A 22385-nucleotide genomic window follows, 5' to 3' on the forward strand; every position below is an offset into this window, starting at 1 on the left:
TAGAGGTCGTCTAGCATCAGGGCATCGCGTGGGGCGGCCGCGGCAGAGAGGCGACGCCGTCAGGGAGAGGGCACATGCTTGCTGCAATCGGGATGGCCATCGCCGAAGGGGTGTTGTCCGAGGCAGGAGGGGCGCTGTGGCACCGCCTGACCGCGCCCGAAGCGGTCCGAAGGGGGCGCCCCGTTCCGACGCGTTTTCAGAAAGACGTGGCCACGCAGTTGGCAGCCTGGTGCAGAAGTGAGCGCACCGGCGCAGACGACCTCGTCGCCGGGGTCCAACTGGCCGTCGACCTGCTCGCGAGGCTATCCGTGCCGACTGCTCGACAACTGGTGGACGCCTCAGGATCTACCGACGTGATCGTCGAAGGGTGGCTCGAACGTCATCCGCTCGACGGGGCGACGACTGCGCAGGCCGCGGTCTCAAAGCGGTTCCTCGTTGAGTCCCTCGACGCAGCACTCCTCGATCCCGAGTACAGCCAGGCCTTGATCCTCGACATCGTCACCGACGTCGCCCGTCGTGTCTCGCGCATGCAGGTGGCGGGATTCACGGCCACGCACGTCGCCCTCGCACGGGTCCGGTCCCGGCACGCGCTTGATCTGATCCGATCACGGCGCCCTCCCGGGGCCGGCGAGGTGCCCTGGGAATTCGACGACGACGACTTCGACTTCGACTTCGGCTGGGGGGCGGAGGTGCTGGCCAAGATCGAGAAGCTCGAGGAGGCCGCAGGCCGACACCTCGTCCAGCGCCGCCTCCCGAGGCCACAGGCCGGCGCGCGTCACGCATCGACCCTGATGTCGATCAACGATCGCCGTTTCCGTGACGCCCTCGACTCCCTCGTGCGAGCCGTGGCCGGGCCTGCGTCGGGGACCGGACCGTCAGATGTGCGCGGGGCGGCCGGGTGGTTGCGGGCCCAGGCCGCGACGCCTCGCTACCAGGACTGCCTGCCGATCGCCGGAGCCTGGGGCACGGGCAAGTCGGACTTCGTGGCGTCGATCGCCCTCGGGGCCCTAGGCCGAGGGACGCCGTCGGTGGTCCTTCATCGAGGTCGTGGCGGTCTCCGCGAGACGCTGCTCGCGCAGGCGTCGGACGTCTTCGGATTCGACTTTGCCACCGTCGACGGTCTCGAGAGCAGCCTGGACGCGTTCGGCGCGGCCTTGCTCGTCATCGTCGAGGACTCGGACGAATGGGCAGCGGTCGATCCGACATTCGCCCAAGAGCTGCGCGACAGCATCGAGGCGGCGAGCGGGCGTCGCCGTCTGCGATGGACCCTCACCGCCGACAGCCTCTCACTCGACTTGCTGCTAGACGCCCGCGACCGGAACTTCTGGCAGCGACACGGTGTCGTGGACGACGCGCTCAGAGGGTCCTCTCGCCATGCGGCATCGGGGTGGTTCGAACTTGACCCGCTAGTGGTCGAGAAGCGTGTCGGTTTCCGAATGCTCGAATCCACCCGGGTCGTGGGCATCGATGCCATCGCCCACGCCGCCGACGTGCCGGGGAGTCCGGGCACGTACGCGCTGCTCTGCCGTCCGGTGGTTGCATCGATCCTGACGATGCTTGCCGACGCCGACGCCGACGCCGACGCCGACGCCCAGGTCGAGTCGACGGCAGGCGGGCTCACCGAGGACGGATTCCTTGACGAGTTCTGGCGGCTCGTCGTCCTGACTGGTGGTGAGTCCGCTGGCGAGCGTGATCGACTGGCAGAATTGATCGACCGACTCGCTGCCCGTCTCTCGAAGCGGGGGGGCGAGTCCGTAGCTTGGGAGAAAGTGCGACGAGACGTCTTCGGCAGGGCTGCCTCGACGACCGAACTCAACGTCGCCGAGCGATCGATCCGGGCCCTGAGCAGTTCGGGCGTCGTGGCCCGGGTCGATGGCGCCGTCGAGTCCCGCGCCGAGATTGCCTGGGGCAGGCGCATCGCCGGCACCGTGGTCGGACTCTCTGCCATGGACCCCGATGGCTTGGTCGAGGTCCTCCGACCCTGGGTGCATCCCGAGACGTCGACGCAGCGCGCCCTGGGCAGATACGTCAGTCGGTCGCTGTTCCGCGATGCTGAACGCCTGGCGGTCGATCCTGCCCTCCTCTCGAGGGTCTGGAGGCGATTGCTCGTACCCGACGCCGACAACGGAGCGCTCTGGCTGTCGGCGCCGGTGCTCGATGCCGGGTTGCAGCACCGTCTCGCCGGGCAGGCGACGAGATTCCTCGATGCGGCCACGTCAGCCCCGGGCGACGTCTATGCCCTTTTCTTCTGGATGCTGCATGCTCGCCCCGACGTCTGGACCCGCGACGACACCCTTCGAGTGCTCGAACGACGGTACGACGACGTCGAAGCGTCGGCAACCGGCGTGTACGCCCTACAGGTCCTCGCGTCGGCGTTGTCCGCTTCTCCTCTCCAGGCCCGTGCCGATCGGTTAGACGTGCTCACCCGGCTGGTGGGCACCGACCAGGCCAAGATCGGGGGGCCCGCGGCGCAGCTGTTCGTCGAATGCGCCGTGGCCCACGCGTCCCCGTCAGCCGTCATGACCTCGGTCGTCGCCCATCTGCACACTCGGGACTCAGGGGTGCTCGCCGAACTCCGACGCAGCGAAGACGCCGGGTTCGCCCTGGGGCTGGTTTACGCCTGCATCGGCGCCGTCCTAGACGAGGTACCCGTCGGGGATGCCGACGAGTTCGCCAAGGCGGCGGACTTCTTGCTCACGCGCGACTGGAACGAAAAGCGCGCCAGGGGTCGACCCCATGCGCGTCCTTCCGACAAGAGCGCCCACATCGCTTACGCGATCGTCGCGCAGTCGCGCACGTCGATTGGACACCACCACAAGAGGAACAGGGAGGTCGTGCACGACTATGTTGCGCGCCTCCTGACGTCAGACGCCCCGGTCTCCGACCTCATGTCCGCCTTCTTCATCGTGCGTCACTCGGTACCCACCGCGGGCAGATCAGACCTGATGGTCGACCAACGTTGGCGTGACGTCCTCGAGTCCATCGCTGCCGACATCAAGAGGTTCCCGTCGAAGATCCGGAGCGATTACGTCATCCCGTTGCTCGAAGCCAATGGAGTCCCCCTGGGCTGACGCGGCTGTCGAACCCGGGCTCAGAACACGTCGGGCGACGGGGTCGACGCGTGACGGATCGAGACGTCCGCGTGTCGGTCGAAGCGGTAGCCGACCCCGCGGACGGTGCGGACGATGTCCTCGAAGGCGCCGAGTTTCGACCGCAGTCGACGGACGTGCACGTCGATGGTGCGTTCGTTCGGCACCTCGTCGTCGCCGTCGGCCCAGAGGCTCGAGATCAGCTCTGCTCGTTCGATGGTGCGGCCCTCGCGCAGGACGAGGTACTGCAGCAGCTCGAACTCCTTGTACGTCAGGGGAGCCACGTCGCCGTCCAGCAGCAGGCGCTTGCGCGAGATGTCGACGACGACGCCGCCTCGGGCACCGGGCTCGTCGTCCTCGGTGACCTGCCGGCGCTTCGCCAGGGCGGCCGGGTCCTGCAGGGCCAGGCGGACGACCTCGACGTCACGGCCACCGGCCCCCTCGGGGGCGAGGGCCACGGCGGCGTGCGTCTCGGCCGACGGGGCGATCCGTCCGACGAGCTCCTTGATCTGCGAGACGACGTCGCCGAGCGAGGTGCCGTCGGCGGCGGCCTTGAGCTCGTCGAGCCCGACGTAGAGGACGAAGCCGCGGGCCTCGGTGCCCTCGGGCACGGCGCGGGGTCGGGGGGCCGCGGGAGCAGGCGGGCTCGCGATGACGGACGCGTCGCTGGGGGCGGCCGAGAGGGCGGGCGCGACCTCGCGGAGGGGCGTCGGGGCGGCGGAACGGGCGGGCGAGACGGTGCGAGTGGCGGTGACGGGGCGGTCGAGGATGAGGGACATGACAGGCGGGGTCCTTGCGTGACGGCGGCGGTCCCTCGGGCCGACGGGTCGTCGGGTGCGGAGGGGCTGCTCGATGTGTGTCGGTGCTCGATCCCGCCGGCGATGGTGCCGTACGTCACGAGCAGTCGGTGCGATGCACCGTTCGGGATGCGCGTCGAGGGTGGCGACGCGGGGCATCCTGGAGTCGGTGGCTCAGTGACCGGGTGGGGTCACGAGCTCAGCTGGCGGTGTCAGCAGCTTCGACTCGGCGAGGTGTGTGACCGGATCAGGCACACATTCGACACATGACAGCGTGCATCGGCATCATCATGCCGGTGCTCCCGAGGGCCTCACGAGAGGTCGGGGTGAGCACACTGTTAGTCATGGGGTCGATCTTGTTACACCCCGCGTCGCGATGTCAAGCGACGTTCGCGTTCCGGCACCGTGAGCGGCCCGGAAACGCCGGACCGCGCCTCCTGCGGTCGAGGAGGCGCGGTCCGGCGTCGGGGCGACGGGGCTCAGGCGAGCCCGTAGAGGCGGTCGCCCGCGTCCCCGAGGCCCGGGACGATGTAACCCTGCTCGTTGAGCTTCTCGTCGACGGCGCCCAGCACGACGTGGACGTCGCGGCCCTCCATCGCCTTCTCGACGGCGGCGAGGCCCTCGGGCGCGGCCAGGATGCAGACCGCCGTGACGTCGACGGCGCCGCGGTCGAGCAGGTAGTCGATCGCCGCGATGAGCGAACCGCCGGTGGCGAGCATCGGGTCGAGCACGAAGCACTGACGGTTCGAGAGGTCGTCGGGCAGACGCTCGGCGTAGGTCGTGGGCTGGAGGGTCTCTTCGTCGCGCACCATGCCGAGGAATCCGACCTCGGCCGTGGGGACGAGCTTGGTCATGCCCTCGAGCATGCCGAGGCCGGCGCGCAGGATCGGCACGACGAGCGGACGCGGCTGGCTGATCTCGAGACCCGTGGTCGGACCGACCGGGGTCTCGATGTCGACGGGGCTGGTGCGGACGTCGCGCGTGGCCTCGTAGGCCAGCAGCGTGACGAGTTCTTCGGTCAGCGCCCGGAAGGTGGGGGAGGGTGTGCTCTTGTCGCGGAGCACGGTCAGCTTGTGGGTGATCAGGGGGTGGTCCGCTACGTGCACTCGCATAGGCTCAACGGTAGCGGAGTCGACCGGTTCCGTGAGCCGTCCCGACCCCGCAGAGGCCCCGTGATCGCCGTCCCGCCCGAGTTCGACGACTGGATGTCGCTCGCCCTCGCCGAGGCCGACGCGTGCCACGTCTCGGCCGACGTGCCGGTCGGTGCCGTGGTGGTCGACGCCGACGGCCTGGTCATCGCGACCGGCCGCAACGAACGCGAGTTGCGGCAGGACCCGACCGCCCACGCCGAGGTGATCGCGCTGCGGGCCGCCGCGGCGCACACCGGCGACTGGCACCTCACCGGCACGACGCTCGTGGTCACCCTCGAACCGTGCCCCATGTGCGCCGGAGCCCTGCTCGCCGCCCGGGTCCCGCGGCTCGTCTACGGGGCCTGGGACGACAAGGCAGGAGGCGCGGGCAGCGTCTACGACATCGTCCGCGACCGCAGGCTCCCGCACCGCGCCGAGGTGTACGCCGGCGTGCGCGAGGCCGAGTGCCGGGCTCGACTCGACGCCTTCTTCGCCGAGCGGCGCGTCGTCGAGGGGCACTGAGGCGGGCCGACCCCGAGGGCCGACCCGCGCCTCCTCGGGTCAGTCGGCCGCGCGGATGACGATCGCGTCGGTCGGCGGGTCGACCTGGCCCGGCTTGACCCAGACGTCGGGTTCGACGTAGATGACGCGGGCGATCGGCACGGCCTCGCGGATGCGCGACTCGACGGCGTTGATGGCGCTCGCGACGTCGGCCAGCACCGTGCGGCCGGGCATCGCGACCTTGACGCCGACGAGCAGCTCGTCGGGACCGAGGTAGAGGGTCTTCATGTGGATGATCGACTCGACCTCGGGCCCGCCCGTGATCGCGGCGCGGATCTTCTGGACGTCCTCGGCCGAGGCGCCCTCGCCGACGAGCAGGCTCTTCGTCTCGATGCCGAGGATCACGGCCACCGCGACGAGCAGCACGCCGATCGCCAGGGTGCCGATCGCGTCGAAGACGCCGTCACCGGTGATCCAGGTGAGCACGACGCCGATCATGGCGAACGACAGGCCGAGCAGCGCGGCGGCGTCCTCGAGCAGCACGACCGGCAGCTCGGGGGCCTTGGCCCGGCGCACGAACGCGACCCAGCTCTGCTGACCCTTGCTCGGGCGGGACTCGCGGATCGCGGTGCGCAGCGAGAACCCCTCGAGGGCGAGCGAGATGGCGAGCACGAGGACGGGCAGCCAGGGCACCTCGAGGGGGTGCGGCTCGCGCAGCTTCTCGACGCCCTCGTAGAGCGAGAACACGCCACCGACGCTGAACAGGATGATCGAGACGACGAACGCGTAGACGTAGCGTTCGCGCCCGTGGCCGAAGGGGTGGTCGGCGTCGGCGGCCTTCTTCGCCTTGCGGCCACCGAGCAGCAGCAGGAGCTGGTTGCCCGAGTCCGCCAGGGAGTGGACGCCCTCGGCGAGCATGGACGACGACCCCGAGAACGCCCAGGCGATGAACTTCGTCACCGCGATGCCCAGGTTCGCGCTGAGTGCGGCGATGATCGCCTTGTTGCCGCCGTGACTGCTCATCGGTTAGATCCCCTCGTGTGGTCCTGGTCGATCCTAGGATGGCCGGATGGTCACCACCCTCCCCACCACAGCGATTCTCGGAGCCGGCTCGATGGGCGGCGCGATCCTGCAGGGCCTGCTGCGCCCCGAGGTGTCCGTCGACGGGGGCGTGCGGGTGACGAACCGCACCGAGGTCAAGGCCCGCGCGCTGCGGCACGGCGGGGTCACCTCCCTCGCCACCGAGACCGACCCGAGCGCCAACTCCTCCGCGGTCGTCGGTGCGCGGCTGGTGCTGATCGGCGTGAAGCCGCACATGGTGGTCGACCTGCTGCACGAGATCGGTCCCGTGCTCGACGCGGGCGCCGTCGTCGTGAGCCTGGCCGCCGGCGTGACGACGGCCACGATGGAGGCGGCGCTGCCCGAGTCCGTGTCGGTGCTGCGCTCCATGCCGAACACGCCGTCGCACGTCGGTCTCGGGGTGACCGGCCTGAGCGCCGGGTCGCGCTCGACCGACGCCGACCTGGCCCTGGCCCGGTCGCTCTTCGCCGTCGTCGGCGACGTCGTGGTCGTCCCCGAGGCGCAGATCGACGCGCTCAGCACGATCTCGGGTTCGGGCCCCGCGTACGTCTTCTACCTCGTCGAGCAACTGCAGGAGGCGGCGGTCGCGTTGGGCTTCACCCGCGCGCAGGCCGCCACCCTGGTGCAGGGCACGTTCCGTGGCGCGAGCGAGCTGCTCGCGACGAGCGACGTCCTGCCGGCCGACGCCGCACCGGCCGAACTCCGTCGCCGTGTCACGAGCCCTGGCGGAACGACCGAGCGCGCCGTGGCCGAACTCGCCGACGGTGGTCTGCTCGAGCTGTTCGAGCGGGCGACCCAGGCCGCCCTGGCCCGCAACCGCGAGATCGCCGAAGGGCGCTGAGGGCGATCAGCCCTCGAGGGCGGCGAAGCGCTCGATGGCGCGGCTGTCGCCCGACACGATGATCAGGTCGTGGTTGCTGATGACCGTCTCGGGGGTCGCCTCGACGAACGCGCCACCGGGGCTCTTGACGCCGACGATCGTGATGCCGTACTTCTTGCGGATGTTCGACGCGGCCAACGAGGCACCGCGGACGGGCTTCGGCGGATACATCTTGACGATGGCGAAGGCGTCGTCGAACTCGATGTAGTCGAGCATCCGGCCGGAGACGAGGTGCGCGACGCGCTCGCCGGCCTCGCGCTCGGGGTAGATGACGTGGTTTGCGCCGATGCGGGCGAGGATCTTGCCGTGCGACTGGCTGATCGCCTTCGCCCAGATCTGCGGCACCTTCAGGTCGACCAGGTTGGCCGTGATGAGCACGCTGGCCTCGATGGACGAGCCGACGGCGACGACCGCGATCGAGAAGTCCTGCGCGCCGATCTGCTTGAGGGCGTCGATGCTCCGGGCGTCGGCCTGCACCGCGTGCGTCACGCGGTCGGCCCATTTCTGCACGAGCCCGGCGTCGGTGTCGACGGCGAGCACGTCACGGTCCTGCCGTTCGAGCTGTCCGGCGGTCGCGGCGCCGAAGCGTCCGAGGCCGATGACGAGCACCGGGGCGTCGTGCTTGATCTTGTCAACCAACGATCGGTCGCTCCTCGGCTCGGGTGAACAGCTGGCGTCGTTGGCTGGCGGCCAGGGCGACGGAGAGTGTCACTGTACCAACGCGGCCCATCCACATCGTGACCGCCAGGATGTACTTCGCCGAGTCCGGCAGGCGGTCGGTCAGGCCGGTGCTGAGCCCCGAGGTGGCGAACGCCGAGATGGACTCGAACAGCACGTGGTCGAGGGGCTCCTTCGTGATGTGCATGATCAGGATGCTCGACACGGCGACGATCGTGGCGCCCCAGAGGACGACGCTGACGGCCAGGCGCAGGACGTCGCTGGGGATGCGGCGGCCGAACGCCTCCATCGACCGCTGGCCGCGCGCCTCCGCGAAGGCCGCCAGGAACAGCACCGCGAGCGTCGTGACCTTGATGCCTCCGGCGGTCGACGCCGAGCCGCCGCCGATGAACATCAGCATGTCGGTGACGAGGAGCGACGAACCGTTCAGGTCGGAGATCTGGATGGTCGAGAAACCGCCCGACCTCGTCATCATGCTGAGGAACAGGGACTGGAACACCGTCGGGCCGGCCTCGATGCCGCCGAACGTCTTCGGGTTGTCGAACTCGAGGACGATGTAGAGCACCATGCCGAACACGATGAGGATCGCCGTCGTCAGCAGGGTCAGCTTGACGTGGACGGACCAGCGCCGGGGGTTGCGGGGGTTCCGGGCCAGGGCGTAGATCACCGGGAACCCGATGCTGCCGAGGAAGACCCCGACCATGATCAGGCTGAGGAACCAGTAGTCGTTCTCGAAGGCGGCCAGACCCTCGGCATTGGGCGTGAACCCGGTGTTCGTGAAGGCCATCGCCGAGTAGTAGAAGCTGTCGAGCACCGCGTCGCCGACGGGGATGCCGTCGATCAGCATGCGGGGGATCATCAGCACCGCGATGACGAGCTGGATCACGAACGAGCTGAGGGCCACCGTCGTCAGCAGGCCACCGATCTCGCCGAGCCGCACGGCCTGACCCTCGGGCACCGGGCCGGCGTGCACCCGCAGCGGGTTCTGGTCGCCGGCGGCCATGAGCCGGGCGCGGAGGCCGAGCTTGCGCGAGACGACGAGGCCCATGATCGACGCGAGCGTGAGCACGCCGATCGCCCCGATCTGCACGCCGACGAAGATGACGACGTGGCCGAACAGGGACCAGTGGGTGGCCATGTCGACCGTCGCGAGGCCGGTCACGCAGATGACCGAGACGGCCGTGAACACGGAGTCGGCCAGCGGGGTGATCGTCCGGTCGGCCGAGGCGATCGGCAGCGAGAACAGCAGGGTGAAGACGACGATGAGGCCGGTGAAGATCAGGATGGCGAAGCGCGCGGGCGACTTGCGACCGATGTCGTCGATCGCGTCGCTGAGTCTGCGCCAGGGCGAGCGGCCGGGGTCCGAGGGGCGGCGTCGACCGGCGACGGGGGCGCGAGTCACGACGGTCATGCTATCCCGGGTCACTACGCTGGTCGCATGCCGGACATCTTCGCCGTGATCGCCGACGCCACCCGCCGAGACCTCTTGAAGGTGCTGCTCGACGCCTCGCTGTCGACCGACTCCGCCAATGCCGACATCAGCGTGGGTGAGATGGTCACGTCCCTCGGCGTCAGCCAGCCGACCGTCTCGAAGCACCTCCGGGTGCTGCGCGAGGCCGGTCTGGTGCGCGTCCGCGAAGAAGGGCAGCACCGGTACTACTCGCTCGAGTCGGGGCCGCTCGAGGTCGTCGAGGACTGGTTGATCCCGTTCGTCAGTGCCGACTCGCTGACCTCCGAGGCGTTGGCCAGCACGCCCTTCGCCGCCTGGGCCGGGGCCTCGGTCCCCGCCCCGCTCCGGCGGGCGGCCGAGAACCTGCCCGACGCCGAGGACGTCGGGAGCACGCTGGGTCGCTACGCGGCCGGGGCCCAGCACCGCGCCTCCTCGGCCCTGCACGACGCCCAGAGCGCGCTCGGGGCCCTGGACGAGCGCGTCATCGACCCCGTCCGCAAGCGGTGGGGACGCACCGGCCAGTAGCGGCCCGGGCGCCTTTACACCGAGTCACACGCGCCCCTAGAGTTGCCCCCAGGCACATGGGGAACACCCGTCTGCTCCACAGCCCCGCCCGGGGCCCGAGACGAGGCAGGGTCATGTCGCAGGATCTGTCGGATGTGCGGTTCCTCACGGTCGCCGAGGTGGCCGACATGATGCGCGTGTCGAAGATGACGGTCTACCGCATGGTCCACTCGGGCGAGCTGCCGGCGATCCGCTTCGGGCGGTCCTTCCGCGTGCCGGAATCGGCCGTCGCGGCCGTGCTGCGAATCGGCATCGCCGACGTCGGGTAGGCCCACTTCGACTTTCTCGGGCCGTCCTAGTAGACTGACCCGAGGCATTTTTCCGCGGTTCTGTTTCGGACCCGGTCGGTCCAATCCAGAAATCAGTGAGGTCCTCTATGGGTTCTGTCATCAAGAAGCGTCGCAAGCGCATGGCGAAGAAGAAGCACCGCAAGCTGCTTCGCAAGACTCGTCACCAGCGTCGCAACAAGAAGTAGTCGCTCGACGCGAAGGCCCCCGCCGACCACCGGTCGCCGGGGGCCTTCGTCGTGCCCGGGCGCCAGCCGGCCCTCGCTACCCTTGAGGGCATGGCCGAACCGCGAATCACCCTCCTGACCAAGCCGGGCTGCCACCTGTGCGACGACGCCCGTTCCGCGGTGCACGGCGTGCTGGCCGAAGCCGAGTTCGTCGATGCCGGCATGGTCGTCGACGAGAAGAACATCCTCGACGACGCCGAGCTCACCGCCGAGTACGCGGAAGAGATCCCGGTCGTCCTGATCGACGGTCGCGTGCACACCATCTGGCGGGTCGAGCCCGAGCGCCTGCGGACGGCGCTCCGCGCGGCCGTCCGCTGAGGACGGCCGACGGCGCACGACGACGAGAAGCCCCGACGAGACGCTCTCGTCGGGGCTTCTGTGATCCGTGGTGAGGAGCTACGGCTGGAGGCGCGTGGGGCCGCGGAAGAGGAAGGTCACCTCACGCAGGTTGGCCTGGTTCAGCATGAGCATCAGCACCCGGGCGAGGCCCATGCCGAAGCCGCCGTGCGACGGGGCGCCGTAGCGGAAGAAGTCGAGGTAGCTCGAGAGCTCTTCGGGCTTCATGCCCTTCTCGCGGATCTGCTGCTCGAGCACCTCGATGCGGTGCTCGCGCTGCGCACCCGTGGTGATCTCGGTGCCGCGGTAGATGAGGTCGTAGCTCTTGGTGAGCTGCGGGTCGTCGTCATGACGCATGTGATAGAACGGGCGGATCGAGGCGTCGTAGTCCGTCAGGTACACGAAGTCGTGTCCGAACTCCTCCGCGACGTACTCGGCGATGCGGCGCTCGCCCTCGGGGTCCATGTCGGCGTCCGCTCGGGGCACCTCGTAGCCGCGCTCGGCCACGATGCGCTTGGCCTCGGCCAAGGGGATGCGGGGGAACGGCACGGTCGGCACCACGACGTCGACGTCGAAGAGCTCCTTGATCTCGGCGCCGTGCTTGTCGGCCACGGCCTGGAACGCGAAGGCCAGCAGCTGCTCCTGCATCTGCATGACGTCCTCGTGGCTCTCGACGTAGCTGATCTCGGCGTCGACCCCCGTGAACTCGGTCGCGTGACGCGACGTGAACGACGGGTCGGCCCGGAACACCGGAGCGATCTCGAAGATCTTGCCGAAGCCGGCCGACTGGGCCATCTGCTTGAAGAACTGGGGGCTCTGCGCCAGGTAGGCGACACCGTCGAAGTAGTCGACCTTGAACAGCTCGGCGTTCGACTCGCTCGGGGTCGCCATGAGCTTCGGGGTGTGGATCTCGACGTAGTCACGCTCGATCCACCAGGTGCGCAGAGCGTGCTCGAAGGTCGTCTGCACGCGGAAGATCAGGGCGTTGCGGGGGACGCGCAGGTCGAGGAAGCGCCAGTCGAGGCGCTTGTCGATGCCGCTGTCGGCGGCGATGGGGGTCTCGGGGTCGGCCAGCGAGTCGATGACGAGCGTCTCGACCTTGACCTCGATGCCGCCGAGCTTGACGCGCTCGTCGTGCTTGAGCTCGCCCGTGACGGTGACGAAGCTGCCCTGCGACAGCGACGAGATCGCGTCGGCGACGTCGTCGGTCTCGCCCGCGGCCTCGAGCACGTCGGCCGCGGTACGGGGGCGGACCAGTTGAAGGGCGCCCGTCTCGTCGCGGAGGACGACGAACTGCACCTTCTTCTGGTCGCGCACCGTCTCGACCCAGCCGGTCACGGTCACGGGTCCGTCGGGCAGCGCGGACAGGTCTTTGATGAGGGTGCGTTCGATCACGAGGCCCGAGTTTACAGTCACCGCCTCGCGCGACCCGCCGGACGGCCCCGCCGGACCACGGCGAGCTTGGGGCTTCCCGTGTGGGAGGTGTGCAGGCGGTCCCGACCTAGACTCGTCCGCATGCCCGCGCAGCAGATCCACCTCGTCCGGCACGGTGAGGTGCACAACCCCGAGCACGTGCTCTACGGCCGCCTCGACGGGTTCGGCCTGAGCGACCTCGGCCACCGGATGGCGGCCGCCTCGGCCGACGCCTTCCACGAGCAGGGCGTCCCGGTCCGTGCCGTCGTGGCCTCACCGCTCCAGCGCACCCGCGAGAGCGCGGCGCCGTGGTCGTCGGCCTTCGGGCTCGAGACGCAGGTCGACGAGCGGCTGATCGAGCCGAGCAACAAGTACGAGGGTCGACGCAGCGACTTCACCATCGCGAAACAGCTCAAGGTGCCGGCCGAGTGGCCCTGGATCGTCAACCCCCTGAAGCCGAGCTGGGGCGAGGCCTACGTGAGCATCGCCGCCCGCATGCTCTCGGCGGTCGACGAGGCCTGGTCGAGCGTCGACGAGGGCGACGTCGTGCTCGTCAGCCACCAGCTGCCCATCTGGATGGTCCACCGGAGCGTGACGGGCGCCCGCCTGTTCCACGACCCGCGCCGCCGCCGCTGCACCCTCTCGAGCATCACGACGCTCGAACGCCGCGAGGGGGGCTTCGTCGAGGTCGGCTACCAGGAACCCGCTGCACACTTGAACCAATCCGCCGTCGACCTGGGAGCAGTGTGAGCCAGAAGACCATCCGTCCGACCCGAGCCCGACTCGTGGTCCGGGGCCTCGCGCTCGCTGCAGTCCTGGGCGTCGTCGCCACGGGGTGCTCGTCCACCGCCGACGACCTCGCGAAGCAGTACGGCAACGGCACGACCGAGAACTACATCTCGGGCAACGGCACCGTGACCGAGATCGCGCCCGAGGACCGCACCGACCCGGTCGCGTTCACGGCCGAGACGGACGCGGGCGAGACCGTCTCGAGGAGCGACCACGAGGGCGAGGTCGTCGTCCTCAACTTCTGGTACGCGGCGTGCCCGCCCTGCCGTCTCGAAGCACCGGAGCTGGAGAAGCTCAACCAGTCCTACGCCGACAAGGGCGTCGAGTTCCTCGGCGTCAACGTGCGCGACCAGGCCGACACCTCCCTGGCCTTCGCCCGCACCTTCGACGTCACCTACCCGTCGGTCGTCGACGCCAACGACGGGGCGGTCCAGCTCGCCCTCGCCGGCACGATCGCGCCCAACGCCGTGCCGACCACGATCGTCCTCGACAAGCAGGGCCGCATCGCGGCGCGCATCCTGGGCGGTCTCGACGGGCCCGGCATCCTCGACACCCTGATCTCCGACACCCTCGCCGAGACGTCCTAGGTGTACCAGGGCAATCCCTTCTTCGACGCGGTCGTGGGCGGTCAGCTCGCGGTCGGCCTGCCGGTGGCCCTGCTGGCGGGGCTCATCTCGTTCCTGTCGCCGTGCGTGCTGCCGCTCGTGCCGGGGTACCTCGGTTACGTCGGCGGTCTGACGACGGGGGCGACCGAGGCGAGGGCCCGGCGCCGCGACCGCCGCCGGCTCGTCCTCGGCGTCGTCCTGTTCATCCTCGGCTTCTCGGTCGTCTTCGTCGGCACCTCGCTCGCCTTCGCCTCGGCGGGGTTCTGGTTGATCCAGTGGCGCGACGTCGTCACCCGGGTCATGGGCGTCGTGGTGATCCTGCTCGGTCTCGTCTTCATCGGGCAGTTCACGTTCTTGCAACGCACCCTCAAGCCCGGGTTCCTCCCGAAGACGGGTCTCGCCGGGGCGCCCCTGCTCGGCATCGTCTTCGGCATCGGGTGGACCCCCTGCATCGGACCCACCCTGGCCGCCGTGCAGGTGCTCGCCCTGGGCTCGGGCTCGGCCTGGCAGGGCGTCCTGCTCGGGGCCTTCTACTGCATCGGCCTCGGGGTCCCGTTCCTGCTTGTCGCGCTCGGCTTCGGGTGGGCGTCACGATCCATCTCGTTCGTCAAGCGGCACATCCGCGTCGTCAACATCGTCGGAGGGTCACTGCTCGTGCTCATCGGTCTGCTCATGGTCACGGGCCTCTGGTCCAGCCTCATGTCACACGTCGGGGCGGTGATCGCGACCTATGGCACGATCGTCTGACCGCGACGGGGGCGACGCGACCCGCGCCTCCTCGGTGGCCGCCGGGACCGACACCGGGCGGAGCGACACCGGGTTGACCGACGCGGACGCCACCGACGTCGGCGGCGACCCGTTGCGCCCGAGCGACCACATCGACTCGGTCCGACCGGCGGCCTCCGACGGTGCGGGCATCACGCAGCCGAAGCTCGGCCCCGTCGGCTACCTGCGCTTCTTCTGGCGACAGCTGACCAGCATGAAGACCGCGCTCTTCCTGCTCATGCTGCTCGCCGTCGCGGCGATCCCCGGTTCGCTCGTGCCGCAGCGCACCTCCGACCCCAACGGCGTGGTCCAGTACCGCACCGACCATCCCGACCTGTTCCCGGTGCTCGACAAGCTCGGCGTCTTCGACACCTACTCGTCGCCCTGGTTCTCGGCCGTCTACCTGCTGCTCTTCATCTCGCTGATCGGCTGCATCATCCCGCGCACCCGGCACCACTTCGAGGCGTTGCGAGCTCGACCCCCGAAGACCCCCGCGCGGTTGTCGCGCCTGGCCGGGTACCGGTCGATCACGCTCGAGACCGCAGGAGGCGCGGGTGAGGCCTCGATCACGGCCGCCCGTGCCGTCGACGCGGCCCGGGCCCAGCTGAAGCGCTCCGGCTACCGCACGCAGGTCTTCGGCGACTCGGTCAGCGCCGAACGCGGCTACCTGCGCGAGACCGGCAACCTGGTGTTCCACTCGGCGCTCGTCGGCGTGCTCCTGACCGTCGGCGTCGGCGGCGGCTTCGGTTACTCGGGCCAGCGCGTGGTCGTCGAGGGTCAGACCTTCTCGAACGTGCTCGGCTCGTACGACTCGTTCAACCCGGGCCGCTGGTTCGACGAGGCGCAGCTGTCGCCCTTCTCGATCGCGCTCGACCGGTTCTCGACCGAGTACGCGCCCGACACCGCGGGCGCGGCCGGCATGGCCACCGACTTCACCGCCGACGTCACCGCGCAGGCGCGGGGTGGCGACGCCGAGAAGACGCAGATCAAGGTCAACTCGCCCCTGTCGATCGGCGGTTCGAACGTCTACCTGCTGGGCAACGGCTACGCGGTCGACGTGACGGTGCGCGACGGCGAGGGCAACGTCGCGTTCCGGGACACGGTCCCGTTCCTGCCGCAGGACACCAACCTCACCTCGCTCGGCGTCATCAAGGTGCCCGACGCCCTGCCCCGGCAGCTCGGCATGATCGGGTTCTTCTACCCCACGGCGGCGGACAACGGCACGGGGGCCCTGACGTCCACCGACCCGGACACCACGAACCCCGTGCTCAGCCTGAACGTCTACTCGGGCGACCTCGGGCTGGACGCCGGGGTGCCGACGTCCGTCTACACGCTCGACACCGACGGTCTGACCCCGCTGGCCGGCACCGACGACGACGCGCAGGAGAAAGCGGTCCAGCTGACCCCGGGCGAGACGGCGACGATCCCCGACGGTCTCGGCACGATCACCTTCGACGGGGTGAAGCGGTTCGCCTCGTTCGACATCCACCACGACCCCTCGCAGGTCTGGGTGCTGTTGTTCGCGGGGCTCTCGTTCGCCGGTCTGCTGACCGCGTTGTTCGTGCCGCGCCGCCGGGTCTGGGTCAAGGCCACCGAGACCGGCGACGGCGTCCGGCTCGAGTACGCCGGGCTCGCCCGCGGCGAGGACCCCACGCTCGGACGCGCCGTCGGCGACATCGCCAAGGCGCACCTGGGCGGCCTGGGCGTCCCGGCCGACGTCGCGCGCGAGGTCGCCGACGACCCGGCCCGTCACGACGTCGAGAAACCCGGCCCCGCCGCCGGGGGACGCGGACGTAAGATCTGATGGTGACCGCCGACCTCGCCTACTACTCGCTCGTCGCCGTGTACTCGGCGATGGCCATCTACACGATCTCGTTCGTGGCCTTCGCCCTCGACCTGGCGAAGCGGTCCGGTGACGCCCAGCAGGCGGCGGCCCGTGCGGCCAAGGCCGAGGCCCTCGCGACCACCACCGTCTCGCGCTCGTCGTCGGGCGGCAGCACCGTCGTCCTCGACCGGCCGTCGGGCGGAGCGGGCGGGGCGGTCCCCGCCGCCGGTGGGTCCGCCAAGGCCTCGAGCTTCGAGCGCGTCGCCATCGCCATGATGCTCCTGGGCTTCGTCGTCCACGTCTCCTCGGTCGTCCTGCGTGGACTGGCCGCCGGTCGCGTGCCGTGGGCGAACATGTTCGAGTTCTCGCTGACCGGCACCGCGATCATCGTCGGGGTCTACCTGGCCGTCCAGCTGGTGGTCAACCTGCGGTTCCTCGGCGCGTACGTCATGGGCCTCAACCTGGTGCTGCTCGCGATCGGCACCGTCAACTACTACGTGGCGGTCTCGCCGCTGCCGCCGGCGCTCCAGTCCGCCTGGCTGGTGATCCACGTCTTCGTGGCCATCCTCGGCACGGCGTTCTTCGCCATCGCCGCCGGGCTCTCGGCCGCCCAGCTCGTGCAGACGAAGCGTGAGCAGTCCAAGCTCGCCGGCCTGCGCTTCCTCGACACCCTCCCGGGCGCCGAGCGCCTCGAAGACCTGGCCTACCGCATCGCCCTCGTCGGCTTCGTCCTCTGGACCTTCACCCTCATCGCCGGCGCCATCTGGGCCGAGCGGGCGTGGGGCCGCTACTGGGGCTGGGACACCAAAGAGGTCTGGACCTTCATCATCTGGGTGCTCTACGCCGGGTACATCCACGCGCGGGCGACCCGCGGGTGGCGCGGGGCCCGGTCGTCGTGGCTGTCGATCATCGGCTTCGCCGCGGTCATGTTCAACTTCTCGGTCGTCAACGTCTTCTTCAAGGGCCTGCACGCGTACTCGGGTCTCTGACGCACCGACGCCGTGGCGTCGCCCGCCGCCGCGTGCGACGGGGCGTCAGCCCGCGAGCACGGCGTAGGAGGCGCGCAGCCGCTCCAGCCACACCTCGCGTCGGTCGTCGTCCACCGCGTGGCGGCGGAGCAGGTCGACGTCGACCTCGACCCGTCGCACGTCGATCTCCCCGTCGACGGGCAGCAGGGGATCACGCGTGACGTCGGCCCCGAGCAGGGCGGCCGTGCCGAGCCCGCAGTCGTGGCGGAGCCCGGGCACGGCGGCGGCGAGGTGCGCCCCCATGCTGAGTCCGACCGACGTGTCGAGGGCGCTCGACACGACGACGGGCAGCCCGGCCGCCGCGACGATGCGCAGTGCGGCGGTGACGCCGCCGAGCGGTTGGGCCTTGACCACGAGGAGGTCCGCGGCCCCGGCCCGGGCCACGGCCAGCGGGTCGTCGGCCTTGCGGACGCTCTCGTCGGCGGCGACGAGCACGCCCGTCCCCGAGACGCGGCGTCGCAGCTCGGCGAGCTCGGGCACCGTGGCGCAGGGCTGTTCGGCGTACTCCAGGGCGTACGGTGCCATCCCGACCAGCGCCTCCTCGGCCGACTCGACGGACCATCCTCCGTTGGCGTCGACGCGGACGCGCCCCTCGGGGCCGACCCAGTCGCGGGCTGCGGCGACGCGGGCGATGTCGTCCGCGAGGGTCTGACCGCGCTCGGCGACCTTGACCTTGACCGTCCGGCAGCCGCGGTAGCGGGCGAGCACGTCGGGCACCCGGTCGGCGGCGACGGCCGGCAGGGTCGCGTTGACCGCCACCCGGCGGGCGCCCCCCTCGGGGAGCCGACCCCAGCCGAAGTCGATCGTGGCCGCGAGCCAGGCGGCCGCCTCGGCCGGTCCGTACTCGACGAAGGGGCTGAACTCGGTCCAGCCCGACGGGCCTTCGACCACCAGGGCCTCGCGTGCGTCGAGTCCCCGGAACCGGGTGCGGAGGGGGAGACGGACGACGTGGGCACCCTCGACCAGGTCGGCCAGGGGAGGCAGCGGGGGAGTCGTGGACGGTGCGCGGTCGACGGTCGGCATCCGCCCAGTGTCGCACCGGGGACCCCGGTAAGGTCGTGCGTCATGGTCGACCGCGAACCCGAGCCCGTCCGACGACCGGAGCCCTCACCCGACGATCCCTCCGACCCGGGGCGCGACGGCCTCGGCCGCGCCTCGTCCGAGGCCGACGGCCTCCGGGTCTTCGACGGTCCCGGTCACGACGTGCTCGACCCTCCGCGCAGCCGACGCCTCGGCGTCGTCACGTTCGTCCTGGCCGTCGTGCTGCTCGCACTCGACGGTGTGGCCCTGGGACTCCTGGCCGCGGACGCCGTGAGCCCGGCCGCCGTCCTCGCGTTGGTCACCCTGTTGGCCTCCGTCGTCGTCGGGGTGATCGGTCTGATGGCCGCCGTCCTGCGCCGCGGCCGGTGGTGGGGGGTGGCCGCGGTGGTCCTCAGCTCGCTGTCGAACCCGTTCGTGCTCGTCTGGCTGATCGGGCGGTTCGTCTCGACGGTCTGACCCCGCCAGGCGGCGAGGTCGGACCCCGTCGCTAGGCTGGCGACATGGCTTCCGAGGTGTCCGACCTGTTCGATCCGACCGAGTGGCGGGGGGTCGAGGGGTTCGACGCCCTGACCGACGTCACCTACCACCACAGCCTCGACGGGCGGGTGGCCCGCGTGGCCTTCGACCGCCCCGAGGTGCGCAACGCGTTCCGGCCGCACACGGTCGACGAGCTCTACCGGGTGCTCGACGACGCCCGCATGAACAGCCGCATCGGGGTCGTCCTGCTGACCGGCAACGGTCCCAGCGCGAAGGACGGGGGCTGGGCGTTCTGCAGCGGTGGCGACCAGCGCATCCGCGGTCGTGACGGCTACAAAGCAGAGGGCGACCAGGCGAACGTGCCCGACCCGGCGTCGGCGGGGCGGCTGCACATCCTCGAGGTGCAGCGGCTCATCCGGTTCATGCCCAAGGTCGTCATCGCCGTGGTGCCCGGTTGGGCGGCCGGTGGCGGCCACTCGTTGCACGTCGTCTGCGACCTGACGATCGCCAGTCGCGAACACGGTCGGTTCAAGCAGACGGACGCCGACGTGGGGTCGTTCGACGCGGGCTACGGCAGCGCCTACTTCGCCAAGCAGATCGGTCAGAAGTTCGCTCGCGAGGTGTTCTTCCTGGCAGAGGAGTACAGCGCCGACCGTGCCCACGAGATGGGTGCCGTCAACCGGGTCGTGCCACACGTCGACCTCGAACGCGAGGCGCTCGCCATGGCGCGCACCATCCTGACGAAGTCGCCGACCGCCATCCGCATGCTCAAGTTCGCCTTCAACGCGACCGACGACGGCATCGTCGGTCAGCAGGTCTTCGCGGGCGAGGCGACCCGCCTCGCCTACGGCACCGACGAGGCCGTCGAAGGACGCGACTCGTTCCTCGAGAAGCGTGCTCCCGACTGGTCGCCCTTCCCCTGGCAGTACTGATGACGCGCACCCTGCGGGCGGTCGACGCACGTGAGCCCGGTGCGGTGCTCGACGCCCTCCGGGTCGCGCTCGAGGGGGGTCCCGCGGTGGCGCCCCGGACGGACGACCGTGTGCCCGCCGACCTCCCGGGACTCGTGCCGCAGGCGGTGTCGCTGGTCGTCGAGACCAGCGGCTCGAGCGGACGCCCGAAGCGCGTGGCCCTGTCCTCCGACGCGGTGCTCGCCGGTGCCGCCGCGGCCGACGGTGCCCTGGCCGGGCCCGGGCAGTGGGTGCTCGCCCTGCCGGCGCACTACGTCGCGGGGCTGAACGTGCTCGTCCGCTCGATCGCCTCGGGCACCGAGCCGGCCCTGCTGACGCCCGGCCACTTCGACGTCGCCGACTTCGTCGCCGCCGCCGGTCGGCTCGAGCACCCCGTGCGGTACTCGTCGCTCGTCCCCGCGCAGCTCTCGACGGCGCTCGACGCCGCCGACGAGGACGCCGGCGTGGCCGACGTGCTGCGCCGCTTCGACGCCCTCCTGGTGGGCGGGCAGGCGACTCCCGGCCCCCTCGTCGAACGGGCCCGTCGGCTCGGGGTGACCGTCGTGCGCACCTACGGGTCGAGCGAGACCAGTGGCGGGTGCGTGTACGACGGCGTGCCCGTGGGCCGCACCCGCGTCGAGGTCGTCGACGGCCAGGTCGAGCTGAGCGGGCCGTCGCTGGCCGAGGGGTACCTCGACGACCCCGAGCGCACGGCTGCGGCCTTCGTCACGCGCGACGGCCTGCGCTGGTACCGCACGGGCGACGCCGGAACGGTGTCGCCCGGCGGGGTGCTGACCGTGAGCGGCCGGCTCGACGACGTGATCGTCTCGGGTGGCGAGAAGGTGTCGCTCGGCGTCGTCGAGCGGGTCGTGCGCGAGCAGCCGGGGCTCGCCGACGCCGTGGTCGTCCGCGCGGCGCACGCCCGGTGGGGCGAGGTGCCCGTCGTGGTCACCGACACCGCGCCTCCTGCGCCGTCGGCCGCCGACGACCTGGCGGCACTGCGATCCGCGGTGGTCGCCGCCGCCGGTCGAGCCGCGGCACCCGATCGCATCGTCAGGGTCGACGCGGTGCCCGTGCTCGCGAGCGGCAAGCCGGACCGGGTGGCGCTGACCCGCCTGGTCGCCGGCCTCGCGGCAAGCTGATAGCCGGCTGCGAACTAGACTCGACCACGTGGCGAAGACGAAGACCTCGACCCCCAAGCGCAACGGCCGCCCCGGTGGCCGACCGGGCGGGCGGCCCGGCAAGCAGCCGGTCCGTCGCGTGACGGCCGGCGACTGGATCGGCGGTGCCCGCCTGCGCACCCTGCCGCTGGGCATCGCCCCGGTCGCCCTCGGCACCGGTGTCGCCCGGGCGAACGGTGGCTGGGACCTCACCCTGGCGCTTCTCTGCCTCGCCGTCGCGGTGTTCCTGCAGATCGGCGTCAACTACTCGAACGACTACTCGGACGGCATCCGCGGCACCGACGACTTCCGGGTCGGGCCCTCGCGACTGACCGGCTCGGGCAGCGTCCGTCCGAAGACCGTGCTGAAGGTGGCGCTGGCGTTCTTCGCCCTCGCGGCCGTCGCCGGTGTCGTCGTCGTCGTCATCACCCAGATCTGGTGGCTGCTCGCGGTCGGCGCCGCCGCGGTCGTGGCCGCCTGGTTCTACACCGGCGGCAAACGGCCCTACGGCTACAACGCCCTGGGCGAGCTCTTCGTCTTCGTGTTCTTCGGGCTCGTCGCGACCGTGGGCACGACCTTCGTACAGCTGCGCGAGTTCCCGTTCGACGCCTGGGTGGCGGGGGTCGCCGCCGGGCTGTTCGCCTGCGCGGTCCTGATGATCAACAACGTGCGCGACATCCCGCAAGACACCGCCGCCGGCAAGCGCACCCTCGCGGTCGTCGTCGGCGACCCGGTGGCGCGCGCCCTTTACGCGCTGTTCCTGCTGCTGCCGTTCTTCATCCTCGTGTACTTCGCGTTCCTGTACCTGCACGCGCCCTACGTCTACTTCACGCTCATCGTCGCGGTGCCCGCCGCGGTGATCGGCGTCACGGGCAAGACGCCCCGTGAGCTGATCCTCGCCCTGCAGCTGTCGTCGTTGACGGCCCTGGTCTGGGCTCTCGCCTTGTCGGCCGCGCTCTTCTTCTAGGGTCCGGCCCGGGCTCGCGGCCCGGGCTCGCGGCCCGGGGGCGGTCAGGCCTGGCCGTCGATGCGGCGTGCGCGCTCGCCGTCGTCCTCGGCGATGGCCTCGTCCTCGGCGACGGAGTCGTCGTCGAGCTTGGCCGGGCGCGACCGGCGGTCGGCGAGGTCGAGCGCGACCTTCCGGCGCAGCGGCGCGAAGAACAGGTACGAGACGCAGAAGCCGACGACCGCCGCGATCAGCGTGGCCCAGAAGGGGTCGAACCTCAGCACCAGCAGCAGGCCCAGCACGACCGCGAACAGGCCGAGGCGGACGATCGAGTACTTGAGCCAGGGTTTCACGACGAGGAGTCTAC

General features: G+C 70.6%; 24 protein-coding genes. 16 read left to right on the top strand and 8 right to left on the bottom strand.

Annotated features, from left to right (window positions below):
* The first annotated feature begins 74 nt into the window (after nucleotides 1-74).
* Entirely contained in the window at nucleotides 75-3071 is a 2997-nt protein-coding gene (locus tag IFT36_RS04520) for a hypothetical protein (protein ID WP_200412524.1), read from the top strand.
* Nucleotides 3072-3091: 20 nt separating this feature from the next.
* Here the strand turns inward: IFT36_RS04520 and IFT36_RS04525 are convergent, their stop codons facing one another.
* Nucleotides 3092-3868, bottom strand: a complete 777-nt coding sequence (locus IFT36_RS04525; RefSeq protein ID WP_200412525.1) for a winged helix-turn-helix domain-containing protein — start codon at nucleotides 3866-3868, stop codon at nucleotides 3092-3094.
* A 497-nt stretch (nucleotides 3869-4365) separates the two neighbouring features.
* Entirely contained in the window at nucleotides 4366-4998 is a 633-nt protein-coding gene (upp, locus tag IFT36_RS04530) for a uracil phosphoribosyltransferase (RefSeq protein WP_043593011.1), read from the bottom strand.
* Between the two features lie 93 nt (nucleotides 4999-5091).
* Between upp and IFT36_RS04535 the strand changes: the two genes are divergently transcribed.
* Nucleotides 5092-5538 (top strand): nucleoside deaminase, encoded by a 447-nt coding sequence (locus tag IFT36_RS04535; RefSeq protein ID WP_200412533.1) that lies wholly within the window; start codon nucleotides 5092-5094, stop codon nucleotides 5536-5538.
* Between the two features lie 39 nt (nucleotides 5539-5577).
* Here the strand turns inward: IFT36_RS04535 and IFT36_RS04540 are convergent, their stop codons facing one another.
* Entirely contained in the window at nucleotides 5578-6540 is a 963-nt protein-coding gene (locus IFT36_RS04540) for a cation diffusion facilitator family transporter (RefSeq protein ID WP_123570541.1), read from the bottom strand.
* A 46-nt stretch (nucleotides 6541-6586) separates the two neighbouring features.
* On the opposite strand from IFT36_RS04540, the gene proC reads away from it, so the two are divergent.
* Complete coding sequence (gene proC, locus IFT36_RS04545; RefSeq protein ID WP_192124553.1) at nucleotides 6587-7438, top strand: pyrroline-5-carboxylate reductase; 852 nt, start codon at nucleotides 6587-6589, stop codon at nucleotides 7436-7438.
* 6 nt (nucleotides 7439-7444) lie between these two features.
* On the opposite strand, the gene IFT36_RS04550 is transcribed toward proC, so the two are convergent.
* Both IFT36_RS04550 and IFT36_RS04555 read right to left on the bottom strand, forming a co-directional pair.
* Entirely contained in the window at nucleotides 7445-8116 is a 672-nt protein-coding gene (locus IFT36_RS04550) for a potassium channel family protein (protein WP_043593005.1), read from the bottom strand.
* A complete protein-coding gene (locus tag IFT36_RS04555) occupies nucleotides 8109-9557 on the bottom strand; it encodes a TrkH family potassium uptake protein (protein WP_370516184.1) in 1449 nt (482 codons plus the stop codon). The genes IFT36_RS04550 and IFT36_RS04555 overlap by 8 nt, the downstream gene beginning before the upstream one ends.
* Nucleotides 9558-9593: 36 nt before the next feature.
* Here IFT36_RS04555 and IFT36_RS16870 point away from each other — a divergent pair, with 36 nt between their 5' ends.
* The 4 genes from IFT36_RS16870 (at nucleotide 9594) to IFT36_RS04575 (ending at nucleotide 11001) form a co-directional block, all read left to right on the top strand.
* On the top strand, nucleotides 9594-10130 hold the full coding sequence (locus tag IFT36_RS16870) for an ArsR/SmtB family transcription factor (protein WP_082460318.1): 537 nt from the start codon (nucleotides 9594-9596) through the stop codon (nucleotides 10128-10130).
* 113 nt (nucleotides 10131-10243) lie between these two features.
* On the top strand, nucleotides 10244-10438 hold the full coding sequence (locus IFT36_RS04565; RefSeq protein WP_043593002.1) for a helix-turn-helix domain-containing protein: 195 nt from the start codon (nucleotides 10244-10246) through the stop codon (nucleotides 10436-10438).
* Nucleotides 10439-10545: 107 nt separating this feature from the next.
* Nucleotides 10546-10644: a 30S ribosomal protein bS22 gene (locus IFT36_RS04570; RefSeq protein ID WP_003792170.1), complete on the top strand. Its 99-nt coding sequence runs from the start codon at nucleotides 10546-10548 to the stop codon at nucleotides 10642-10644.
* A gap of 90 nt (nucleotides 10645-10734) precedes the next feature.
* Nucleotides 10735-11001: a glutaredoxin family protein gene (locus tag IFT36_RS04575; protein ID WP_192124555.1), complete on the top strand. Its 267-nt coding sequence runs from the start codon at nucleotides 10735-10737 to the stop codon at nucleotides 10999-11001.
* Between the two features lie 78 nt (nucleotides 11002-11079).
* Here IFT36_RS04575 and aspS read toward each other — a convergent pair whose 3' ends face one another.
* A complete protein-coding gene (gene aspS / locus IFT36_RS04580) occupies nucleotides 11080-12414 on the bottom strand; it encodes an aspartate--tRNA(Asn) ligase (protein ID WP_056046595.1) in 1335 nt (444 codons plus the stop codon).
* Between the two features lie 120 nt (nucleotides 12415-12534).
* On the opposite strand from aspS, the gene IFT36_RS04585 reads away from it, so the two are divergent.
* Genes IFT36_RS04585 through ccsB form a run of 5 tightly spaced genes read left to right on the top strand, consistent with a single transcriptional unit; the run spans nucleotide 12535 to nucleotide 17405 of the window.
* A complete protein-coding gene (locus tag IFT36_RS04585) occupies nucleotides 12535-13182 on the top strand; it encodes a histidine phosphatase family protein (RefSeq protein ID WP_056046592.1) in 648 nt (215 codons plus the stop codon).
* A complete protein-coding gene (locus IFT36_RS04590; protein WP_056046589.1) occupies nucleotides 13179-13808 on the top strand; it encodes a TlpA disulfide reductase family protein in 630 nt (209 codons plus the stop codon). Before IFT36_RS04585 ends, IFT36_RS04590 begins: the two co-directional genes overlap by 4 nt.
* Nucleotides 13809-14573: a cytochrome c biogenesis CcdA family protein gene (locus tag IFT36_RS04595; protein WP_056046586.1), complete on the top strand. Its 765-nt coding sequence runs from the start codon at nucleotides 13809-13811 to the stop codon at nucleotides 14571-14573. It abuts the gene before it with no gap.
* Nucleotides 14557-16395 (top strand): cytochrome c biogenesis protein ResB, encoded by a 1839-nt coding sequence (resB, locus tag IFT36_RS04600; protein WP_159826060.1) that lies wholly within the window; start codon nucleotides 14557-14559, stop codon nucleotides 16393-16395. Before IFT36_RS04595 ends, resB begins: the two co-directional genes overlap by 17 nt.
* Nucleotides 16395-17405, top strand: coding sequence for a c-type cytochrome biogenesis protein CcsB (gene ccsB, locus IFT36_RS04605; RefSeq protein WP_159826062.1), 1011 nt, complete (start codon nucleotides 16395-16397; stop codon nucleotides 17403-17405). The genes resB and ccsB overlap by 1 nt, the downstream gene beginning before the upstream one ends.
* A 45-nt stretch (nucleotides 17406-17450) precedes the next feature.
* Here ccsB and IFT36_RS04610 read toward each other — a convergent pair whose 3' ends face one another.
* Nucleotides 17451-18467: an o-succinylbenzoate synthase gene (locus IFT36_RS04610; RefSeq protein WP_200412526.1), complete on the bottom strand. Its 1017-nt coding sequence runs from the start codon at nucleotides 18465-18467 to the stop codon at nucleotides 17451-17453.
* A 42-nt stretch (nucleotides 18468-18509) separates the two neighbouring features.
* Between IFT36_RS04610 and IFT36_RS04615 the strand changes: the two genes are divergently transcribed.
* The 4 genes from IFT36_RS04615 to IFT36_RS04630 are packed head-to-tail and all read left to right on the top strand — an operon-like array spanning nucleotide 18510 to nucleotide 22039.
* Nucleotides 18510-18941: a hypothetical protein gene (locus tag IFT36_RS04615; protein ID WP_200412527.1), complete on the top strand. Its 432-nt coding sequence runs from the start codon at nucleotides 18510-18512 to the stop codon at nucleotides 18939-18941.
* 44 nt (nucleotides 18942-18985) lie between these two features.
* On the top strand, nucleotides 18986-19894 hold the full coding sequence (locus tag IFT36_RS04620) for a 1,4-dihydroxy-2-naphthoyl-CoA synthase (protein ID WP_056046577.1): 909 nt from the start codon (nucleotides 18986-18988) through the stop codon (nucleotides 19892-19894).
* Nucleotides 19894-21054, top strand: coding sequence for an AMP-binding protein (locus tag IFT36_RS04625; protein ID WP_200412528.1), 1161 nt, complete (start codon nucleotides 19894-19896; stop codon nucleotides 21052-21054). Before IFT36_RS04620 ends, IFT36_RS04625 begins: the two co-directional genes overlap by 1 nt.
* Before the next feature lie 28 nt (nucleotides 21055-21082).
* The gene (locus tag IFT36_RS04630) at nucleotides 21083-22039 is read left to right on the top strand and encodes a 1,4-dihydroxy-2-naphthoate polyprenyltransferase (protein WP_159826068.1); all 957 of its coding nucleotides are present in this window, start codon (nucleotides 21083-21085) and stop codon (nucleotides 22037-22039) included.
* 44 nt (nucleotides 22040-22083) lie between these two features.
* On the opposite strand, the gene IFT36_RS04635 is transcribed toward IFT36_RS04630, so the two are convergent.
* Nucleotides 22084-22371 carry a DUF4229 domain-containing protein gene (locus tag IFT36_RS04635; protein ID WP_056047790.1) on the bottom strand — a complete coding sequence of 96 codons (288 nt, stop codon included), beginning with the start codon at nucleotides 22369-22371 and terminating at the stop codon, nucleotides 22084-22086.
* Between the last annotated feature and the right edge of the window lie 14 nt (nucleotides 22372-22385).

It is taken from the genome of Frigoribacterium sp. CFBP 13605 (assembly GCF_014839405.1).
Lineage (GTDB): Bacteria > Actinomycetota > Actinomycetes > Actinomycetales > Microbacteriaceae > Frigoribacterium.